General features: G+C 60.2%; 12 protein-coding genes. 8 read left to right on the forward strand and 4 right to left on the reverse strand.

From position 1 onward, the window contains the following. Positions 1 to 321 precede the first annotated feature (321 nt). Both SH410x_RS07950 and SH410x_RS07955 read left to right on the forward strand, forming a co-directional pair. Complete coding sequence (locus SH410x_RS07950) at positions 322 to 543, forward strand: hypothetical protein (protein WP_473675988.1); 222 nt, start codon at positions 322 to 324, stop codon at positions 541 to 543. After that, on the forward strand, positions 540 to 3272 hold the full coding sequence (locus tag SH410x_RS07955; RefSeq protein ID WP_473675989.1) for a hypothetical protein: 2733 nt from the start codon (positions 540 to 542) through the stop codon (positions 3270 to 3272). The genes SH410x_RS07950 and SH410x_RS07955 overlap by 4 nt, the downstream gene beginning before the upstream one ends. Here SH410x_RS07955 and SH410x_RS07960 read toward each other — a convergent pair. Then, the gene (locus tag SH410x_RS07960) at positions 3214 to 3846 is read right to left on the reverse strand and encodes a zinc-ribbon domain-containing protein (RefSeq protein ID WP_473675990.1); all 633 of its coding nucleotides are present in this window, start codon (positions 3844 to 3846) and stop codon (positions 3214 to 3216) included. The genes SH410x_RS07955 and SH410x_RS07960 overlap by 59 nt on opposite strands. An 811-nt stretch (positions 3847 to 4657) precedes the next feature. On the opposite strand from SH410x_RS07960, the gene SH410x_RS07965 reads away from it, so the two are divergent. Further along, positions 4658 to 5755 (forward strand): hypothetical protein, encoded by a 1098-nt coding sequence (locus tag SH410x_RS07965; RefSeq protein ID WP_473675991.1) that lies wholly within the window; start codon positions 4658 to 4660, stop codon positions 5753 to 5755. A gap of 252 nt (positions 5756 to 6007) precedes the next feature. Next, positions 6008 to 7750, forward strand: coding sequence for an ABC1 kinase family protein (locus tag SH410x_RS07970; RefSeq protein ID WP_473675992.1), 1743 nt, complete (start codon positions 6008 to 6010; stop codon positions 7748 to 7750). A 233-nt stretch (positions 7751 to 7983) separates the two neighbouring features. Here SH410x_RS07970 and queC read toward each other — a convergent pair whose 3' ends face one another. Next, on the reverse strand, positions 7984 to 8739 hold the full coding sequence (gene queC, locus SH410x_RS07975) for a 7-cyano-7-deazaguanine synthase QueC (RefSeq protein ID WP_473675993.1): 756 nt from the start codon (positions 8737 to 8739) through the stop codon (positions 7984 to 7986). After that, the gene (locus SH410x_RS07980) at positions 8729 to 9700 is read right to left on the reverse strand and encodes a 3'-5' exoribonuclease YhaM family protein (RefSeq protein WP_473675994.1); all 972 of its coding nucleotides are present in this window, start codon (positions 9698 to 9700) and stop codon (positions 8729 to 8731) included. The genes queC and SH410x_RS07980 overlap by 11 nt, the downstream gene beginning before the upstream one ends. 411 nt (positions 9701 to 10111) lie before the next feature. Here SH410x_RS07980 and SH410x_RS07985 point away from each other — a divergent pair, with 411 nt between their 5' ends. After that, a complete protein-coding gene (locus SH410x_RS07985) occupies positions 10112 to 11002 on the forward strand; it encodes a hypothetical protein (RefSeq protein ID WP_473675995.1) in 891 nt (296 codons plus the stop codon). Between the two features lie 65 nt (positions 11003 to 11067). On the opposite strand, the gene SH410x_RS07990 is transcribed toward SH410x_RS07985, so the two are convergent. Then, a complete protein-coding gene (locus SH410x_RS07990) occupies positions 11068 to 12432 on the reverse strand; it encodes a TlpA family protein disulfide reductase (RefSeq protein WP_473675996.1) in 1365 nt (454 codons plus the stop codon). 416 nt (positions 12433 to 12848) lie between these two features. On the opposite strand from SH410x_RS07990, the gene SH410x_RS07995 reads away from it, so the two are divergent. From SH410x_RS07995 to SH410x_RS08005, 3 genes are all read left to right on the forward strand, one after another. Continuing rightward, on the forward strand, positions 12849 to 15314 hold the full coding sequence (locus tag SH410x_RS07995; protein ID WP_473675997.1) for a DUF1592 domain-containing protein: 2466 nt from the start codon (positions 12849 to 12851) through the stop codon (positions 15312 to 15314). Between the two features lie 23 nt (positions 15315 to 15337). Beyond that, positions 15338 to 16654 carry a DUF1552 domain-containing protein gene (locus SH410x_RS08000; RefSeq protein WP_473675998.1) on the forward strand — a complete coding sequence of 439 codons (1317 nt, stop codon included), beginning with the start codon at positions 15338 to 15340 and terminating at the stop codon, positions 16652 to 16654. 362 nt (positions 16655 to 17016) lie between these two features. After that, positions 17017 to 18279 (forward strand): glutamate-5-semialdehyde dehydrogenase, encoded by a 1263-nt coding sequence (locus SH410x_RS08005; protein ID WP_473675999.1) that lies wholly within the window; start codon positions 17017 to 17019, stop codon positions 18277 to 18279. Positions 18280 to 18284: the final 5 nt, after the last annotated feature.

Here is an 18284-nt window from a genome sequence, read left to right on the forward strand (position 1 = left end):
CCGGTTAGGAGGCAAGGGCACGCCATTGGCCCGGTTGGGCGGGCGTCGTGGACGCCGTGGACGCCTGAAAACCGTGCCCGGCGGCTCATCCGGCACGTCCAACGGCGAAATGCGGAGGGATTGCCCGACAATTTATATTTTTCAGTCTTCAATGGAACGTTTCCATTTCCCGGTCCGCCGAAGTCGCGCAGCGAGTGGGCGGGGAGTTCTTTCTGTCGCGTCCAAGAATGTGAGTTACCAACATCGCGTCCACGTTGTATTTTGAGCGGCTCATGCCCATCCCGCACACCGCCACACGCACGCCCCCAAGTTTCCGACCTGATGAGTTTTCTCCGCTTCGCAATGGCGTCTGCATTCTGTCTTGGCGACGTCAGCACGTTGCCGTTCGCGGTGGCCCCGCGGCCAGGGGCGACGGATGAGGCCCGTCCGCGTTCAATGGCGAAAACGGTAGGTGTGGCTGGCGTGGCAGCCGATGGCGTGGCAGCCGATGCGGCGATAGCCAGCGTGGTGAGCGAGACAGATCATCGATCGCCGGATGCATGAAGTCTGCCCTGCGATTAACGTCTTGTAGCGGGCGAGGATGGCCTGCGGCATGGGGTCTTTCACCGGCGATCGTTGCCCCGTTGCTGGGGCCCGTGTGCCTGCTGGTGATCTTCGCGGGGGTGCTCAGCGGTCGTGACCGGTTGGCGTTCCGTGATGTGGGCTACTTTTATACGCCGCTGTATCAGTTCGTCGCCGAGCAATGTCACGCCCAAAGCTGGGGCGCCTTGGGCCAAGCGATCTGGAACCCGTCAGACCAGACCGGCATGCCACTGGCCGGTGAAACCACCACGGCGGTGTTCTATCCGTTCAGGATGCTGGTGTACGCGCCGTCCTGGTCCGCCGAAACGGCGATGGGCGTGTATGTGGTGCTGCATTTGATCATCGCCTCACTGACAGCTTACTTTGCGGCCCGCCGATATCGGTTGGATCCCTGGTCCGCGGCGGTCGCGGGCGTCGTCTATCCGTTCTCAGGAATGGTCTTGTTCCTGGCGACCAACCCGCCGTTCTTGGTCGCTGCGGCTTGGCTGCCGCTACTACTGACACCACTGATCCACTGGCCGACGACGCTGCGGATTTCTGGGGTAGGACGCCGAAACGGATCGACGCGGGAGCCGGCACTGATACCTTGGCGACGTGCGGTGGTGGTCCCCGCCGTTGCGATGTCATTGGTTTTATTGGGGGGTGATCCACCCACCGCCCTGCACGCGATGATCCTCGCCGTGATCGTGCAAGCGTCCCAACTGGCGTTGGAATGCTGGCGTGGCAGGCGCCCGCCGCATGAGCTTCTGCGGATCTCATTGGCGATCTTGGTTCAGATGACAGCGGTCGTTGTGTTGGCGTCGGCGTTGGCGGCGCCGCAGCTTGCCGCGTCATTGGCTTGGTCGGCGCGGAGTGACCGGGTGCAGGACGCGGAGGTACCGGAAATCTCAAAGGTCCGTGCACAGGCCTATGCCTTCTCGGTGCCACCGTGGAGAGGGGCCGAACTGCTGGCACCCAACTTGTACGGGTCACCGTGGCCGGTCAACACACGCTGGGACCGGCTCGTGTTCGATGGAGGGCGTGCCCGTCCGGAGACGGCGTTATGGACGCCCTCGCTCTACAGCGGGATGCTGCTGCCCGTGCTGCTGGTGCTGGGGTGGTCTCGCCGGAAACCGTTTTTCAAATCGGGCCTGTCACGCGGTGGGCTGGCGATGTTGATCGTGTTCACGGTATCGATGGCCGCTGCGTTGGGGGCCTACGGTCCCGTGTACCGAGGGCTGCATGAGTTTTTGCCTGGCTACGATTCACTGCGATATCCCGCGAAGTGGTTGCCAATGGCTGCCTTCGCGCTCGCGATCTGCTCGGCCCGGGCGGTGCGGTGGCACAGCGTCACACGCCGCCGTCAGGAGAGCGTGGCGTCGCCCCATGCTCCCGCCGTTCACGCTCACAGAATCGCATGGACGCTGTGGACGCTTGGCGTGATCGTCGTGTCTGTGGGGACGGCCGTGATGATCTCGAGACTGCAGGGACGCGTCAGCGATCCGTTTTGGGGACCGTTTGTGGCCACCTTAGCCACACGGGGGTTCCTCGTTTCGATGGCCTGCGCCCTCGTTCTCATCCTCTTGATCGCGCGTGCCCGTCGTCCTTGGTGGTGGCTGGTGTTGGTCGCCCTGGACCTGTCGGTCGCCCACCATCGGCTGGTGCCCACGATCGATCGGGCCGCCGAGTCGCAACTGCTTGCCGGCGAGCAACGCGTTGTTTCATCGATCCGCTGGATGCGTGTGAATCAGGAGGGAGGATTCCCCGTGCAGTGGCGAGAACAGTCCGATCGAGATCGTATGTTGACGGTCGAAGCCGGACTGCGATTAGCGAATTTTGGTCGCTGGCACTTAGAACATGGCGACGCTGTCCTGAACAATTTGGTATCGATTGGGTCGCGGGAGCTCGCTGAGTTCTGGCATTATGCCAAAGCAATGGACCGCGCAGACGGTTCGTTGCCCGAGCAGCACTGGCGCGGCTGGTACCGGCTGCTCGGCGTGGGAGGACTGTTGCGTTGTCGGGGTGGGGATGTCGTCGTGTCGGCGGCAACGTTGCAGCGAGCTCTGCCTGTCGTGACTCAGGAGCGGCTGCCTGGGGCGGACGAGATTGCCCCGAGTCAACTCTCGATTCGACGGCAGGTTCAGCCCATCGGCGAGGATCGCGTGGTGGCGTGGCGGGAGCTGCTGCTTGCCTATGCCGACGAGCGAGCGGAGGTGCCCGCCCGGGTCCCGCTGCGAATCATCCGGAGGCTGGCCCGAGCAACCGGGGCGGGGCGTGCAAACGTTTCCGAACTTCCTCCTCCCGCAGGAACGAGCGAGGTGGGCGGCCGGCATCAACTCAGCACACGCCCTCCCCGGCCCGCAGCGGGGCGACCCTCCCAGGAGGAGCGTGAAGAAGGCTCTTCGAGCACTGGGATGGTGTTGCTTTCACGGCACGTGTACCAGGACGGGAATTGGTCCGCGGTGCTGAGGCCGCTCGATAGGGACGCCGCTCCACTGGCCGCAGAGGTTTTTCCCGTCGATTTCCTCTCGCAAGGTGTGCTCTGTCCGCCCGGGCGATGGCGGATTGACTTCATCTATGCGCCCTGGTGGCATCGACCGATGCTGCTGCTCGCGGCGTTCGGTTGGGGCGGCGTTTTCGGGGCGTTTCTGCTCAGACGAACTCGTATTGTAGCGCGTCTTCGATCGCCGCCTGATACTCGTCGTCGCTGAGTTCCAGCAGATTATGCATCACCGCGAGCGTCCCCAGTTTCTGGGGCGATAGGTCGTCCTCGCCCGCCGTCGCTGCCAAAAACATGGCCTGCAGGGCCAGCATCCGCTGTTGGATTGTCCATCGCTTGGACACGCTCAGTACGTAATTGCTCGCTTTAATCCCGGATTGCCGAGCGATCGACGACAGCCGCCCGAGTTCCTCCCGGTCCAGCGGTCGATCAAAAAGGGTATCGGCGATGGATTGAAGGGATTGAATCTCGGGCTCGGTGATCGTGTCGTCGATCAGCGTCATCAACACCGCCGAGCGGATCGCCTCGTCGCGAAATTGGTCTTCACGGACCTGCTCATGAGCCGCCCGATCCATGTGCAGGATCGTCTCGTCCCAGCTCGATCGACACTTATCGCAGTGCACAAATGTCTCGACTCCGCCGATCGGGACCGTGGGAATGAAATACAGGGTCAGGAATGGACGCCGAGCCCGCAGCCGATAGGTCTGTGATGCATTGCAGGTGGGGCAATAAAAATCCCCACGCTCGCGGGTGCGCGTCAGATTGATGGTGCTGATCAAAATCATGTCCGGAATCAATCTCGAGGTTGGGGCAGTGACGAGGGGCGACCATCGCAAACAGCATCGGTCCGCTACAGAAAACTTGCAAAACCGCGTGCCCATCGGGCCGGTTTTTCCCGACGCCCACCCATGAAACGGCGGGTGATGGAAGCGAAAACGCCTAACTCTTTCAGTACTCCATTTTACCGCAATGCGGCCCATGATGTACAAGAAAACGAAGAGGCGAACAGGGACGAAAGCGAACGGAGCGAACGGGGGAGCGAACGGGGACAGAGCACTTCTATCGCTTCGGGAGATGTCCCGGTAGGGGCCGCTGCCTGCCCGGTTCCATCACGCGTAGGCGTCTCGTGCGAGCCGCACCTCGGCGGGGACCGACTGTCGGCGCATTCGGCGACAGGGGGAGGATCGCTACGCAGCGATTCTCTCATCTTTTCGCATCTTCTGGGCTTGAGCTGGCATTGACTCTGGTGGGGGGAGCGAACGGGGACAGAGCACTTCTATCGCTTCGGGAGATGTCCCGGTAGGGGCCGCTGCCTGCCCGGTTCCATCACGCGTAGGCGTCTCGTGCGAGCCGCACCTCGGCGGGGACCGACTGTCGGCGCATTCAGCGACAGGGGGAGGATCGCTGCGCAGCGATTCTCTCATCTTTTCGCATCTTCTGGGCTTGAGCTGGCATTGACTCTGGTGGGCGAAAATTCCTACCACGGAAGAATCTTTGCGAAATTTGCTTGATTTTTCTGATTGGAACGGTCGATCGCAATAGATGGACGTCTCAATTAAATCAGCATTGCCCCGCTCCCTTCCTAAGGATGCGACGATGAAGCGAACGGAAATCGCCAACACAAAACTCATTCACTACGCCCGCCTGGCGCGCCGCAACTCCGCTCGAGCGGCATTGGCGGCGTGTGTGATTGCGACACTACCGGCAACGGGTTGCCGCAGTGGCAAGTCGAGCTGGAATATGTTCGGCCGTAGTGAGCCCTCTGCGGAAGTGCTCGCTGGCTCAGGCCCAACGACCACCTATCCGTCGCCTCCATCGGCGCGTGCCACGCCCGAGGCGATCGCCTCGATTGCCGGCGGCACGACACCCGACGCGACCAAGGTTGCTGCGGCAACCCCCGAAACCAGCCTTCCCGCGGCGGGCACCAACCCCTACGCATTGGCGGGCAACCGCTCGAAAACGCCAGAAAGCAGTGTGCCGACGGGTTTCCCAACCGGGAAAGTGCCGCCCTCGGAGGTGCCACCGACCGTGTCGACGACCATTGCCGCGAGCGAAAACTCAGTGCCACCGGCGTATGCATTGCCCGGCCGAAGTGGTGCGCCTGCGTCTAGCGATTTAGCTGCCACCGCAAACGGTTATGGCGGTGTGGCGGCTGCATCCTCACCTAGCAAGCCAACCGATGCGGGCGGTTTGCCGTCGGGATATCAGCTTGGAAAAGCGCCGGTTGCCGATGCGGACCCGGCCCTCGCGAACTCGCCACCGACCCAGGCTTCAGCCTTCAGCATGCCGGCACCGGGCGGCATGCCCGCACCGGGGACAACCGCGGCTGCTGGGGCACCCGAACCGGCTCGATCAGGTGGGTTTGGGCTGCCAAGTGACATGATTCCACCGGTCGTTCCGAGCTTAGCTTCGGCACCGCCGACCGCGGCGGCTTCGACTGTCGGCAAGGGCAATGAATCCACAGCCGTTGCTGCGTTGGGATTGCCACCGTCGAGTCCTTCGCCCGTGGGCGATTCCACACCGAACGCGACTTCGGCCACCGGTGCGAGCGCAGCGCCCGCCTACCAAACCGCTGCGGCGAGTAAGGCGAAGCCTGCGAGCGGGAATGCGAGCTCGAGTCCGAGTGGCGTTGAGCCAACCGGATACATGCCCGGTAGCACGAGCAAATCGTCGAGCTACCCGGTCATGCGGTAGACGGCTGCGGATCCGGTGAACGTCGAACGAAGATTCGTGGCGTTCGCCAGGCCCGTGGAGTCCACGCTCAGGCGAGCGTGACGACTCCGCGTTGACGATCGTTAGGGCCGTTACATTCCGAATATCGATGAGAATCGCTCGAAACTCGTTTTGTGTGTGAATATTTCGATCTCCTGCTCTGACCTGGAACGTGTCGGGTGACTAGTTTGGAGAGGTGAAGTTCTCGCCCGACAGGTCCTTTCGATTCTCGTCATGAAGCTGACGTCCATACCGAGCCTGTATCGAAATCTGCGTCGTGGGCGCGAGATCCTTGCGGTGCTGCGCCGCTATGGGCTTGCCGATTGGCTCAGCCGCTCACCGCGACTGCCGTTTCGCAATTGGATCACTGACCGTTCCGGAATCCCGCTGACGCAGTACACGCGGGCTGAGCGGATTCGGATGGCGATCACCGAACTGGGGCCCACGTTCATCAAAGTGGGTCAGGTGCTCGCATCGCGTGCCGACCTTGTGGGAATCGAGTTAGCCGAGGAACTCAAGGGGCTGCGTGGCCGGGTCGAGCCGGATAGTGCTGACCAAGTCCGGGCGACGCTCCGCGCCGAGTTGGGGGACGACTTCGAAGCAAAATTCGCGTCGTTTGACTTCGAACCGCTCGCGACCGCCTCGATCGGCCAAGTCCACCGGGCCGTGCTGCCTGACGGGCACCGCGTCGTCGTCAAAGTGCAACGCGCGGGGATCGATCGGCTGATGCGGCAAGATCTGGAGGTGCTCGAAGGACTCGCCCAACTGGCCGCCCGCGTCGACACGCTCGCGATCTGGGGGCCGACGGATATGGTCCGTCAACTCCGCCCCATGATTCTCCATGAACTCGACTTCAACCGCGAGCGAGGGAACCTGAAACAGTTCGCCGAAATGCTCGCCGACAGTCACGAACAGGTGGTCATCCCCGCCGTGGTGGATCGATTGTGCAGTCGTCGCGTGCTCGTCATGGATGAGTTGGCGGGCGTGACGCTGGCCAGCCTTTTTGCGGTGGATGTTGACTCGTCGCGGGACCGTCAGGAAGATCGCCCGGGCTCCGATCAACCGCCTCGGAAATTGTCGAAATCGAATTTGCCGCCGGGCTTTGGGACACGATTGGCTAAAATCTACCTGAAGATGGTGTTCGAAGACGGGTTCTTTCACGCCGATCCACACCCCGGCAACCTCTTTTGTCTGCCCGATGGGCGGCTGGGCATTCTCGATTTCGGCATGACTGGGCGCATCGACGAGACGCTCCGGGAATCGATCGAAGAGATGCTGTTTGCCATTCACGCGGGCGATCGACGCCGTTTGACGCGATTGATTCGTGGGGTGGGGAGCCCCCGGTTGGATTTAGATCAAGCGGCGTTGGAGATCGACGTGACGGAGTTTGTCGATACCTTTGGACGCCAATCTCTCGATCGCTTTGATCTGGCGGGGTCGTTGAATCAACTCAGTGAGATTTTGCATCGCCATGGCATCACACTCCCTAACCAGTCGGCCTTGCTGATCAAAATGCTGATTTCGCTCGAGGGCACGATGCGCGAGTTGGGGGTCGGTTTCGATTCGCTCGATATCGTTCAGAACTACATGCGCCGCGTCATCTGGCGGCGACTCTCACCCCAGCGTCGGTTGCGGCAAGCCCGCCGGATTTACTTGGAAAACGAGGCGTTTTTAGAAGAGGCGCCCGAGCAAGTCCTGGCGATTTTGAATCAAGCCAGACTGGGGCAATTGCAGTTGCGGCTGGATCCCAAACGGATCACACCCGCCGTCAATCGCTTGGTCGTAGGGCTGATGGCGAGCGCGGTTTTTCTCGGCTCAGCCCTGATGTTGTCCTATGAAGTGTCGCCCGTGCTGTTTCCGAACGCCCCGCTGGCTGGGATCAGCCGGCTGAGCATCCTCGGCCTCGTCGGAACCATCGCCAGCATGGCGGTGATGACGGCACTGTGTATGTCGATCTGGCGCAGCGGCCGCGATTAAACGCCTCTCGATATGTTTTCGTTTTTCGAGACCACGGTGGCGAACAGGTTGTTGTTTTCATGAGCCGAGCCGAGCCGAGCCGAGCCGAGCCGAGTCGAGTCGCGTCGCGTCGAGTCGAGTCAGCGGCCCGGCGGTGCGCCTGACCCGGTGCAGCCTGCGGGGCAATATGGTGGGGCAATATGGTGGGGCGAACGTCCACGCCCCCCCCAAAAAAATTCATTGGTGACAAACCACTATTTTGCCGGGTCCGTGATGCCGTTGGCAGCGAAGCCTTTGGCGCGTAGTAAGCACGCGTCGCAGCGACCGCAGGGGCGTACGTTGCCGGGGCTGACTTCGACCGGATCGTAGCACGATAGCGTGTGCGCGTAGTCCACGCCCAATCGCAGACCCTCCGCGATGATCTGTGCTTTGGTCAGGTCGATGAGCGGCGTGTGAATGCAAAGTTTTTTCCGGGCGCCGAGTTGAGTCTCGTCATCGCTCTCGGCGCCGACTCCCGCTTTCGTCGCTAACCGAGCCATCGTCTCGAAGGCGGCAATGAATTCGGGGCGGCAATCCGGGTAGCCACTGTAGTCGAGCGCATTGACACCGATGAAGATATCGGTCGATTGGCACGTCTCGGCAACCGCCAATGCATAGGACAGGAAAATCGTATTGCGTGCCGGCACGTAGGTCACCGGGATGTCGCTGCCGATGTCCTCGACGCAGTTGGATTTGGGGACAGCGATATTTGCGTCGACGAGGGCAGACCCTCCGAGTTGGGCGAGATCGATGTCGATGATGCGATGCGAAACCGCTCCCATCGACTGAGCCAGCGACGTGGCGCGTTCGAGCTCACCGATGTTTCGCTGGCCATACCGAAAGCTAATCGCATGGACTCGAAACCCTTGCTCCCGGGCGATCGCCAGACATGTGGAGCTATCGAGACCACCGGAGAGCAACACCACGGCTGCGGGGGTGGCCGGAGTGGTCGTTGTGGAATTATCCAACATGATTGCCGCCTTTCCAGAGTTTGCGTCCAATGGACGGTGTGTAATTTGTCCAGTTTCCGTCCGCGGCAACGTCTTGCTCGATCACAGACGTGTACGTTGCGAGTTTCGCGTCGAGGTTGTCGATGTGATGCAGGGCGACCGCTTCGAGGGTGACGGGGATTTTGGGGCTGCCATACTCTTGGCTGCCGTGATGGCTGACGACGAGATGTTCGAGCTGCTGCCGCAGCTGGGGTGGGAAGGTTTCGCCGGTTTCGCTCTCGACTTGCTGGATCTTCTCGCCCAATTGCTGAATGCCAATGACAATGTGACCGAGTAATTGTCCACGATCGGTGTAACTGATTTCGCCACCGGATTTCAGTTCGTCGATTTTACCGAGGTCATGCAAGAACGCGCCCATCAGTAAGAGCTCGGTATCGATCTCCGCGTAGCGGGGGCCGATCAGGCGAGCGAGTTCCATCATGTTGAGCGTGTGGTGCAAGAGCCCACCGGGATACGCGTGATGATTCGAAACCGCGGCTGCCGAGACGCGAAATCGATCCACAAAGTCAGCATCGTCGAGATAGCTCATCGCCAGCCGAGTCAGGAACGGCTGAGAGAGTGTGGCGAGCAACTCCCGCAGTCGCGACATGTGCTCGTCCGCTTGCCCTGCGTTGAATCGCTCGAATTCATCGCCGACGACTTCATGGGCGTCCATTCGGTCGATCTGCGTCACGATCACCTGGAGTGCGCCGTTGTGAATTTGAGTGCGGCCATGGCAGAAGATATAGTCGCCGCGATCGAATCGATCGAAGACCGCTTCGTCCGCATTCCACATCATCCCGGCAATCGTGCCGCTGCGGTCGGATAGTTTTAAGAGGATGTACTTGCCGCCTTGGCGGTTCACGCGAAGCTGTTTATCGGCGGCTTGGAACGGCTGGCTCAGCGTCATCGAGTCGGCGAGTTCGTTGATCGGGGTACGCAATGGAATCTAGGGGCTGAAGGGGGGATCGGATAAGACGCAGATGGCTAACACCCAATAGCATCGACTTGTTTAGCGTAACGGCGCAGGCCGTCCGATGTCACCTGCCAAAACAGGTCAAATAATGGGGGGCTCACGCCCCGTTGAGCGACCTTGTTGAGTGTAGCCAAGGAGGCGAGTGCGAGGCCAGTATCGTGTCGCGACGCTCGCCCGATCGCAGCCGAGCAGCTACCCGGTTTGGGCATTTCCTCCAGCTGCTGGCGACGTTGGCGACGCAGCTGCGTCGGCGCCGAAGTTGACGTGATCGAAGCAGCTATTGCGATCAGCAAACTTCCATCAAAATAAGTGTGTAAAAATTGGATTAAGGCACTCGGGGCAACCACAGTGCCACTTGCTGGGGGTTAGAATACGCATATGAACGAAGCGTCAGCCTCCTCTGTCGAAAATTCCGATACCACGTCCAGTTCGGGCGGCTCCACTGCGGGCGGCCTGAGTTCGCGTGGACCGGCGAGTTCGTCCGGTAATTCGCTTGCCAAGAGCCAGTGGATTCGGATGTCCAGTAGCGTCCATCTGAGCAGATCGCAGCAAACCTGGACGGGGGCGGGGAGCGCCGCCGGATACGTCCTCCGGTACCTCGCTCCCATGCGTCGGCTGATGATCGACGTCGTCGGCAGCCAGGAGGAGGCCGACCGCGCACTCGCCATTCTGGTGACCCATTTGGTGAGGTCCGGGTTCAGTGGCCACGATCGCGGTAGGTTACGCGACTTCCTCGTCCGGGGCGTTCGCTCGGCGGCCAAAGCACGATACGACGAAGCGGTCCAGAAAAGTAAAAAAGACAAACTGGAAAGCACCGACACGGCGCCTGCACCTGCCACGCCCAAACTGGACGTGGCCAAAATTGAGGCGCCCCAGTGGCTCGGGTATTGGCGCGACGGAATCCTGCAACGCAGTTGGCGATCCCTCGAAAGGTACCAGCACGCGCGACGGTATGAAGCCGTAGCGCCGAGTCCGCTCGAGAAAGAAATGCCTAAGGAAGACTACATACACGATGTGCTGCGGGTCGCGATGGCATTCCCCAAAGAAAGCCCGAAAGCTTGGGCGGGACGGCTGACGCCACTCGGTGGTCGAAGCATCGAACCCGCTGAAGTACAAACGCAGCTCGAACTGGCACGCATCCGTTTCGCTCAGCATGTCGCCGATGAGGTCGCCCAAACGCTGGAGATCCCTGAATCGACTCTAATCGAAAAGGAAATCAAAACGCTGGGGCTCGGCAAAGCATTCATGGGCGTGAAAGTCGAAAGCTGAGCGAATTCAAACACCGCATGAATTCGAACTCAGCTTTTTGTCCACGCGAAGCAAACAACGGATCGTTACTTCTCATCCTCAGCTTGATCGGTCTCGTCACTGGATTCATCGGCGACGTCGGTATCTTCGCCGAGCGCGTTTCCGATGAATTTGCTAAGGCCCGGACCCCGGAGTTCTCGGGCCGTGGCTAGGATCGTGCCGGTGTCACCATCGACGAGCAACACAAATGGAATTCCGCTGACGTCGTGCTGGTTGCCGATCGTCGTATCCCAGCCCCTGCCCTCGTACACTTGGGTCCAGGGCAACTCACGCTCTTCGAGGAATTTCTTGAGGTCCTCTTCCTTGCCGGGCTGATCGAAGCTGATACCCAAAATCTCAAATCCCTTGTCGTGCCAATCGGCGTACGCCGTTTTCATATTGGGGATCTCACCGATGCAGGGGCCACACCACGTCGCCCAAAAATCGAGCATCACGAGTTTGCCCGCATAGTCACTCGGGAAATTGACTTCCTCACCATCGAGGGTCGTGGCCGTGAACTTGAGCGCGGGCTGTCCAATGCGAAGGTCCGGTGGCATCGGTGACTGTTCCAGTTCCTCGTCGCTGGTCTGCAGGAGCAATTGACCGTTATCGATTTTGAACTCGTACGTTGTGCCCGTGAAATTGAAAGGTTTGCCGATGGCTGCCATCTCAAAATTGCGGCTGATGTTGCCATTGCCATCGCGATCGATGGGCAAACGAGCGTTGCTACCGATCACCCCCGCGATAAAAGTGGAGAAGGATTCGCCGTCGAGTTTGAAATCATATTCATAGCCAAAGTCGCCGTAGTAAAAAACGGTGTCAGCTAAACTTTTTCGACGTGGATCGGTGGGGTCGAATCGATACAAGTCCACTGCCGCGATGCGCCCGTCGCCCAAGTCAATCTCGGCCGAACCACGGTACAGTTTGTAGGAACCACTCGGGGTCGCTTTCCAATCGATCGCGGGATCGTTGGTAAAGTCGCCGTCCGCATTCGCGTCGACGTACAGCCGCGGCTCCGCAGGCGGGGCGGCCTTCTCGGCATCGCCATCCTGAGCGGCATCGCCGTCCGTTTTCGCGTCAGCCGGCTCCGCGTCTTCGCTGTCACGATCCTCATCCGCCGCGGCCGGTTCGGGTTCGTCGAGGATGATGGAATACTCGTTGTCGCCGAATTTCATTTTCCCATATCGCGGGTTGAGCAGATCGTCGGGCTGCTTTTGGATGCCTTCGGAATCTTCATTCAGCTTGGCGCTGATTGGCCGGTAGCCGCCGACCTTTCGCGTCACGCCACTGCCGAGAAATTTTTCCTGCACCTCGACCTGCTCGGCCGAGATCGGTCGGTCACCCGCGACCGTCGCAGCAAAAAACGCGACCATCAGGGCGAGGGGCCGCTTAAGGATACAAATCTGAATCATGGTTGGTTTTCCTACATGCGAGATTCCGAGGAATGAGACACTCGCTTCATTCTAGCGAACAACCGGAGCCGCGATCGGTGTTTTACGCCTGTACGCAGAAAATCGCTGCGACGACTGACCAGCGGTGCTCGCGATCGGCTCTCCCGGCATCGCTGGCCGATGCCCATGAGATTGTTGTCATACCGATAAACGTTGCCATCAACGCGATCCGTTCGCAGAACTCGCCACCCGGGCCGCAGCCTTCACGGGGCGGAACGCTTGCCCAGTTTGCGAGGTCTTCGTAGGACGCCGGTCGATGAATGGCGCGCTCCGGACAACGGTCCCACACCTTGGGACAATGATCCCACACCTCAGGACAATGATCCCACGCCTCAGAAAATGCAGTTTTGTTGATGCGATGTTGATACGATGGTGTGATGCAAATTTTCCACTTCCAGCGACGCCCTTTCATCACACTGCTGTTGGCGATGTCGGTTATGGGGCACTGTGTCGCCCGCGAGCCATCGATGTCCGCCGCGGAGCATGCGCCGGTTCGTCAATTTTTCAGCGAGCATTGCCTGGAGTGTCACGGGCCGGAGACATCGGAAGCCAACGTTCGGTTGGACCAAATCTCGCTACCGACGCATCCCGGGAAGATCGCCCAGACTTGGACCCGGGTGCTGGAGGTGCTCGAATCAGGCGAGATGCCACCGGCGGGAAGCGAGCGACCTGAGCCAGTGGAGATCGAACAGGTTATCGATCATTTGTCGCATGCGTTTGCCAAGTCTTGGGAAGCGCCTGCGACATCACGGCGACGCCTGAATCGACGGGAGTACGAAAACACCGTCAACGATTTGTTGGGGATCAACGTCAGGTTGGCCGATATCCTGCCCGCAGACGGCAGCGTGCAGGGTTTCGACAATGTCAGTGACGGTTTGAGTATCTCGGCGGTACTGTTGGAACGCTATCTTGAGGCGGCTCAGACGGCATTCGAGGCGACGATCCGCCGTATTGAACCGTTGCCCGCCCAGACACGCCGCGCCGAGCTGATGCAGATCAAGGAGAACATCGAGGCGGTCGCTAAGCAGAAGGGTGGTGTGGTGGAGGTGGATGGTTCGTTTGTCGACTTCACGCCCGGTTGGCCGCCGGCGCGGATCGATCCGGCTCATCCAATCGAACCGGGACGGTATCGCTGCCGTGTCGCAGTCTGGCCGCACAATCCCAACGATCGCACGCTGGCGGTCGCGTTGTTTGTAGGGCCACTCTTTGGTCCGGGCATCCAAACCTCGATCGGCAACTTTGACGTCACCGGGACGGCGCAGCACCCGCGAATCATCGAGTTCGAAACCTTCATGGAGGCGGGCGAGACGATCCACATCCGACCCCGTATCTGGCCTGAACACGTGACGTGGCGGGACAAGGACAAAGAAACCCGGCCGGGGATCGGGATTGCCTGGGCGGAGACCTACGGCCCCCTGGACCAGAGCTTCCCCAGCGTGTCGCAGCTGCAACTGTTTGGCGACTCGGACACGCTGAGCCTCGTTGCCAAAGAGGGGATCTACATGAGGCACCGTAAAGGTGTTCAACGGCACGTCGTCGAATCCTCACAACCGAAGACGGATGCCGCTCGCATCATTGGCAACTTAGCCAGGCGTGCCTTCCGTCGTCCGGTCAGTAGCGAGGAGGTCGAGCCGTTGATTGATCTGGCATGGGATCGGCTCGAATCGGGACGATCGTTCGAGCAAGCCGTTGGCGCGGGGGTCGTCGCGGTTTTATGTTCGCCCCAATTTTTGCTGCTCAATGAAACCTCGCTGAGTGAGCAAGAACCCGTTGCTGCGCCGGGGACCGTAGACGAGTACACGCTCGCCAATCGGTTGTCGTATTTCCTGTGGTCGTCGATGCCGGATGATGAATTGATGGCGTTGGCGGCGGATGGTCAGTTGAGTGACCGGCACGTCCTTGCTTCGCAAGTCGATCGGATGCTGGCCGATCCCCGTCACCAGCGTTTCATCGAGAACTTTACGGGCCAGTGGCTCGACCTGCGCGATATCGAATTCACGACGCCAGACAAGAAAATGTATCCTGAATTCGAGCCCTTGCTACAGGCAGCCATGTTGGGTGAGACAACGCATTTCTTCGCCCATGTCCTCGACCAAAACCTGAGCGTGCTGAATTTTGTCGATTCGGATTTTACGTTTTTGAACGAGCGACTGGCCAATCACTACGGCATTGCAGACGTCATCGGGCACGAACTCTTTCGCAAAGTCGAACTCCCGACCGAGAGTATCCGAGGCGGGTTGTTGACCCAGGCCAGTATTCTCAAGGTGACTGCCAACGGCACATCGACTTCACCTGTGCTGCGCGGTGTGTGGGTGCAGGATCGGTTGTTGGGCAACGCGTTGCCACCACCCCCGCCCGGCATCCCGGCCGTGGAGCCGGATATCCGAGGGGCGACCACGATTCGTGAGCAACTGGCCAAGCACACCGAAAATGGTACCTGCGCGACGTGTCATCGTCGCATCGACCCGCCGGGGTTCGCACTGGAAACGTTCGATGCCATCGGAGGTCAACGAGATTGGTATCGGACGCTGGGCGGTGGCACAAAACTGCCGGGAAAATTGCCCTATGGAAAGGGAGCCGAACTCGATTTGGCGGCCACGTTGCCCGATGGTCGTGCGTTCGAGGACTTTCGAGAATTTCGCGAATGCTTGGGCAGCGATGAAGACGCCGTTGCCCGCGCGGTCGCAACCAAACTGCTGGTCTACGCCACCGGACGACCACTGAGCTTGGCCGACCGCGTCACCGTTGACGGGATCGTTGATCGGACACGAGCGAGTCATTTTGGACTCCGTTCGATGATCCATGCGGTGACCGAGAGTGACTTGTTTTTGAAACCAGACTGAGAACTTTTCATACGAATGAACCCATGAAACCAAACCTCGACCGTCGCACGCTGCTACGGGCCACCGGCGTCGCCATCAGCCTGCCGCTGCTGCAGTGCATGAACCATCGTGGCCGGGCGCTGGCCGAGGGATCTACCGGCGGGCCCGGCGGGTCCGGCGAACCCAGCCGGTCCGGCGAAACGCGGGATGTGCGGCGGATGCTGGCAATCAACGCGCCTCTGGGGTTGCATACGCCGAACTTATTCCCCGCAACGTCGGGCCGAGGTTATGAGGTCACCCCGTATCTCGAGCCGCTGCAGCCGTTGCGAGAAAAGGTCACCGTCCTGTCCGGATTGATGCATCCGAATGTCGACGGCGGCCACTCGGCCGAAAACAGCTTTCTGACAGGGGCGGCCCATCCCGGGCAACCGAGTTTCCATAATTCGATTTCGGTTGACCAACTGGCCGCCGAGCAGATGGGGCACCGCACGCGATATCCATCCCTGGTTCTTTCTGCGAACAATACCAGCCTCTCCTACACTCGCTCGGGCGTGCAGATCCCGTCCCGAAAACGCCCGTCACGCCTGTTCGCAGACCTCTTTCTCGATGGTAACGAAGCCGAGAAAGCCGCCCGGATGCGAAGTATCGAGGATGGGCAAAGCGTCATGGATGTGGTGCGTGAGCAAACCAAGCGAGTTGCCCGGAGCGTCGGCAAAGACGACAACCAAACCTTGGACCAATACCTCAGCAGCGTCCGCGAACTCGAACAGCGACTGGTCCAGGCGGCCCAATGGGCGAAACGCAAGAAACCTCAGGTCGATTACCTGCCGCCAACGGATATCACCGAGCGCGAGAATTTCACCGCTCGGATGCGATTGATGTACGACATGATCTTCCTGGCACTGCAAACCGATTCCACTCGGCTGATTACCTTGCAAGGAGCAGGTGGCCATGAAGTCGTCCAGCTCGAGGGCGTCGATGACGGTTGGCACAACCTCAGCCACCATGGTCTCGACCCACAGAAAATCGAGATGCTGAGCATTATTGAGATGCAGGAAATGCGATTGTTTGCTGAGCTGCTGAGCAAGCTCGATGGTGTCCGCGAAGGCGAGCGGACCTTACTCGATCAAACCGCGATCTTGATGGGATCCAATCTGGGCAACGCGTCGAGCCATAGTAACTCCAACCTACCCATCATCGTCGCCGGGGGGCATTTTCAGCATGGACAATATCTGAAATTTGATCCGCAAAATTCCCCGCCCCTGTGCAATCTGTTGGTCAGCTACCTGCAGTTTTTGGGATTGGAAACCGATGAGTTTTCATCCGCGACGGGAACGATGGCGGGGTTCGCCCGCAAATAATGTTGGCGGGTTCGTCGTTTTGTGATCGGAAGGCCCGTGATCGGAGCCGCCACCGCAACGGCGCGGGCGACGGCACGGCAACGGCAGGGGCGACGGCACGGCAACAGCAGGGGTGACGGCGCGGCGGAACCAAACCCACGCACAGGCCCAATCCCGCGCACAGGCCCAGTCCCGCGGCCTGGCAGCCGACCCTCTTTCCATTTGGTATTCAGACCCTCGACGGTGGTATTCAGGCCCTCGACGGTGGTATTCAGGCCCTCGACGGTCGCGGAATCTTGCTCATTGCTCTAGACTCATGGTGTAAGTGGTCGTTGCCTGCGACGACCAGATCTCGACGCATTTCTAACAAATTTCGAACCAAAATGTCCGCTGAGTTATCTGAAACCTGTCTCGCAATCGCTACCGCTGCCAAGGCTGCCTCGCGTCAGCTGGCGACTCTTGATACCACGACGAAGGACCGTTGGCTGCTGGAATCTGCGGACGCGATTGTCGCGGCCACGGACACCATCCTGGCGGCCAATGAAAAGGATCTGGCTGCGGCCCCGGGTTATGGGCTGACCGACGCCAGCGTCGATCGCTTGCGTCTTGATGCGGGCCGTATCGAGGGAATCGCCACCGGGCTGCGTGAGATCGCGGCCTTGAAGGATCCGATCGGGGAGATTCTCGATGGGTTCACCCGCCCGGGTGGGATGCGGATTGAGAAACGCCGGGTGCCGCTCGGTGTGGTGTTCTTTATCTACGAAAGTCGCCCCAATGTGACTGCCGATGCGGCGGGAATCTGCGTCAAGAGCGGCAATGCTGTGATCTTGCGCGGCGGGAAGGAGGCCATGCACAGCAGTCGGGCGATCGTCGATGTGCTCTCTGACGTTGCCCGCAAGGTCGGTGTTCCGGAGCATGCTGTGCAGTTGGTCGCGACGACGGATCGCGCCGCGGTGGGCCACTTCTTGAAGATGGACAAGCAGATTGACGTCACCATCCCCCGCGGTGGTGAGGGACTGATCCGCCGGGTAGCGAGCGAAGCCACCATGCCGGTGATCAAGCACTACAACGGAAATTGCCACGTTTACGTGGACGCCAACGCAGACATTGAAATGGCGGTGGACGTCGTCGAAAACGCAAAGTGCCATCGTTTGGGCGTCTGCAACGCATGCGAATCACTGCTCGTCCACCAGGAAATTGCCGCGGACGTGCTGCCCAAGATCGCCGAGCGGTTGGCCTCGCGGGGAATCGAGATGCGGGTCGACGAGCGGGCGGCCCAGTACGTTCCGGGCGGTGTGCCCGCCACGCCAGAAGATTTTGCAACCGAGTACCTCGGGCCGACGATCAGCATTGCGGTCGTCGATACACTCGATGCCGCGATCGACCATATCGACCAGTACGGGTCGGGGCACACCGAGGCGATCATCACCAACGACATTGCCACCGCCGAGAAATTCACGAACCTGGTCGATAGCGCGGCCGTGATGGTCAACGCCAGCACCCGGTTCAATGACGGTGGGATGTTCGGTTTAGGCGCTGAAATTGGGATTTCCACCGATAAGTTTCACGCCCGGGGCCCATGCGGCTTGCGGGAACTGACCAGCTACAAGTACATCGTACGTGGGAACGGTCACGTACGTAGCTGAGGTTT

Source organism: Rhodopirellula sp. SH410 (genome assembly GCF_055811895.1).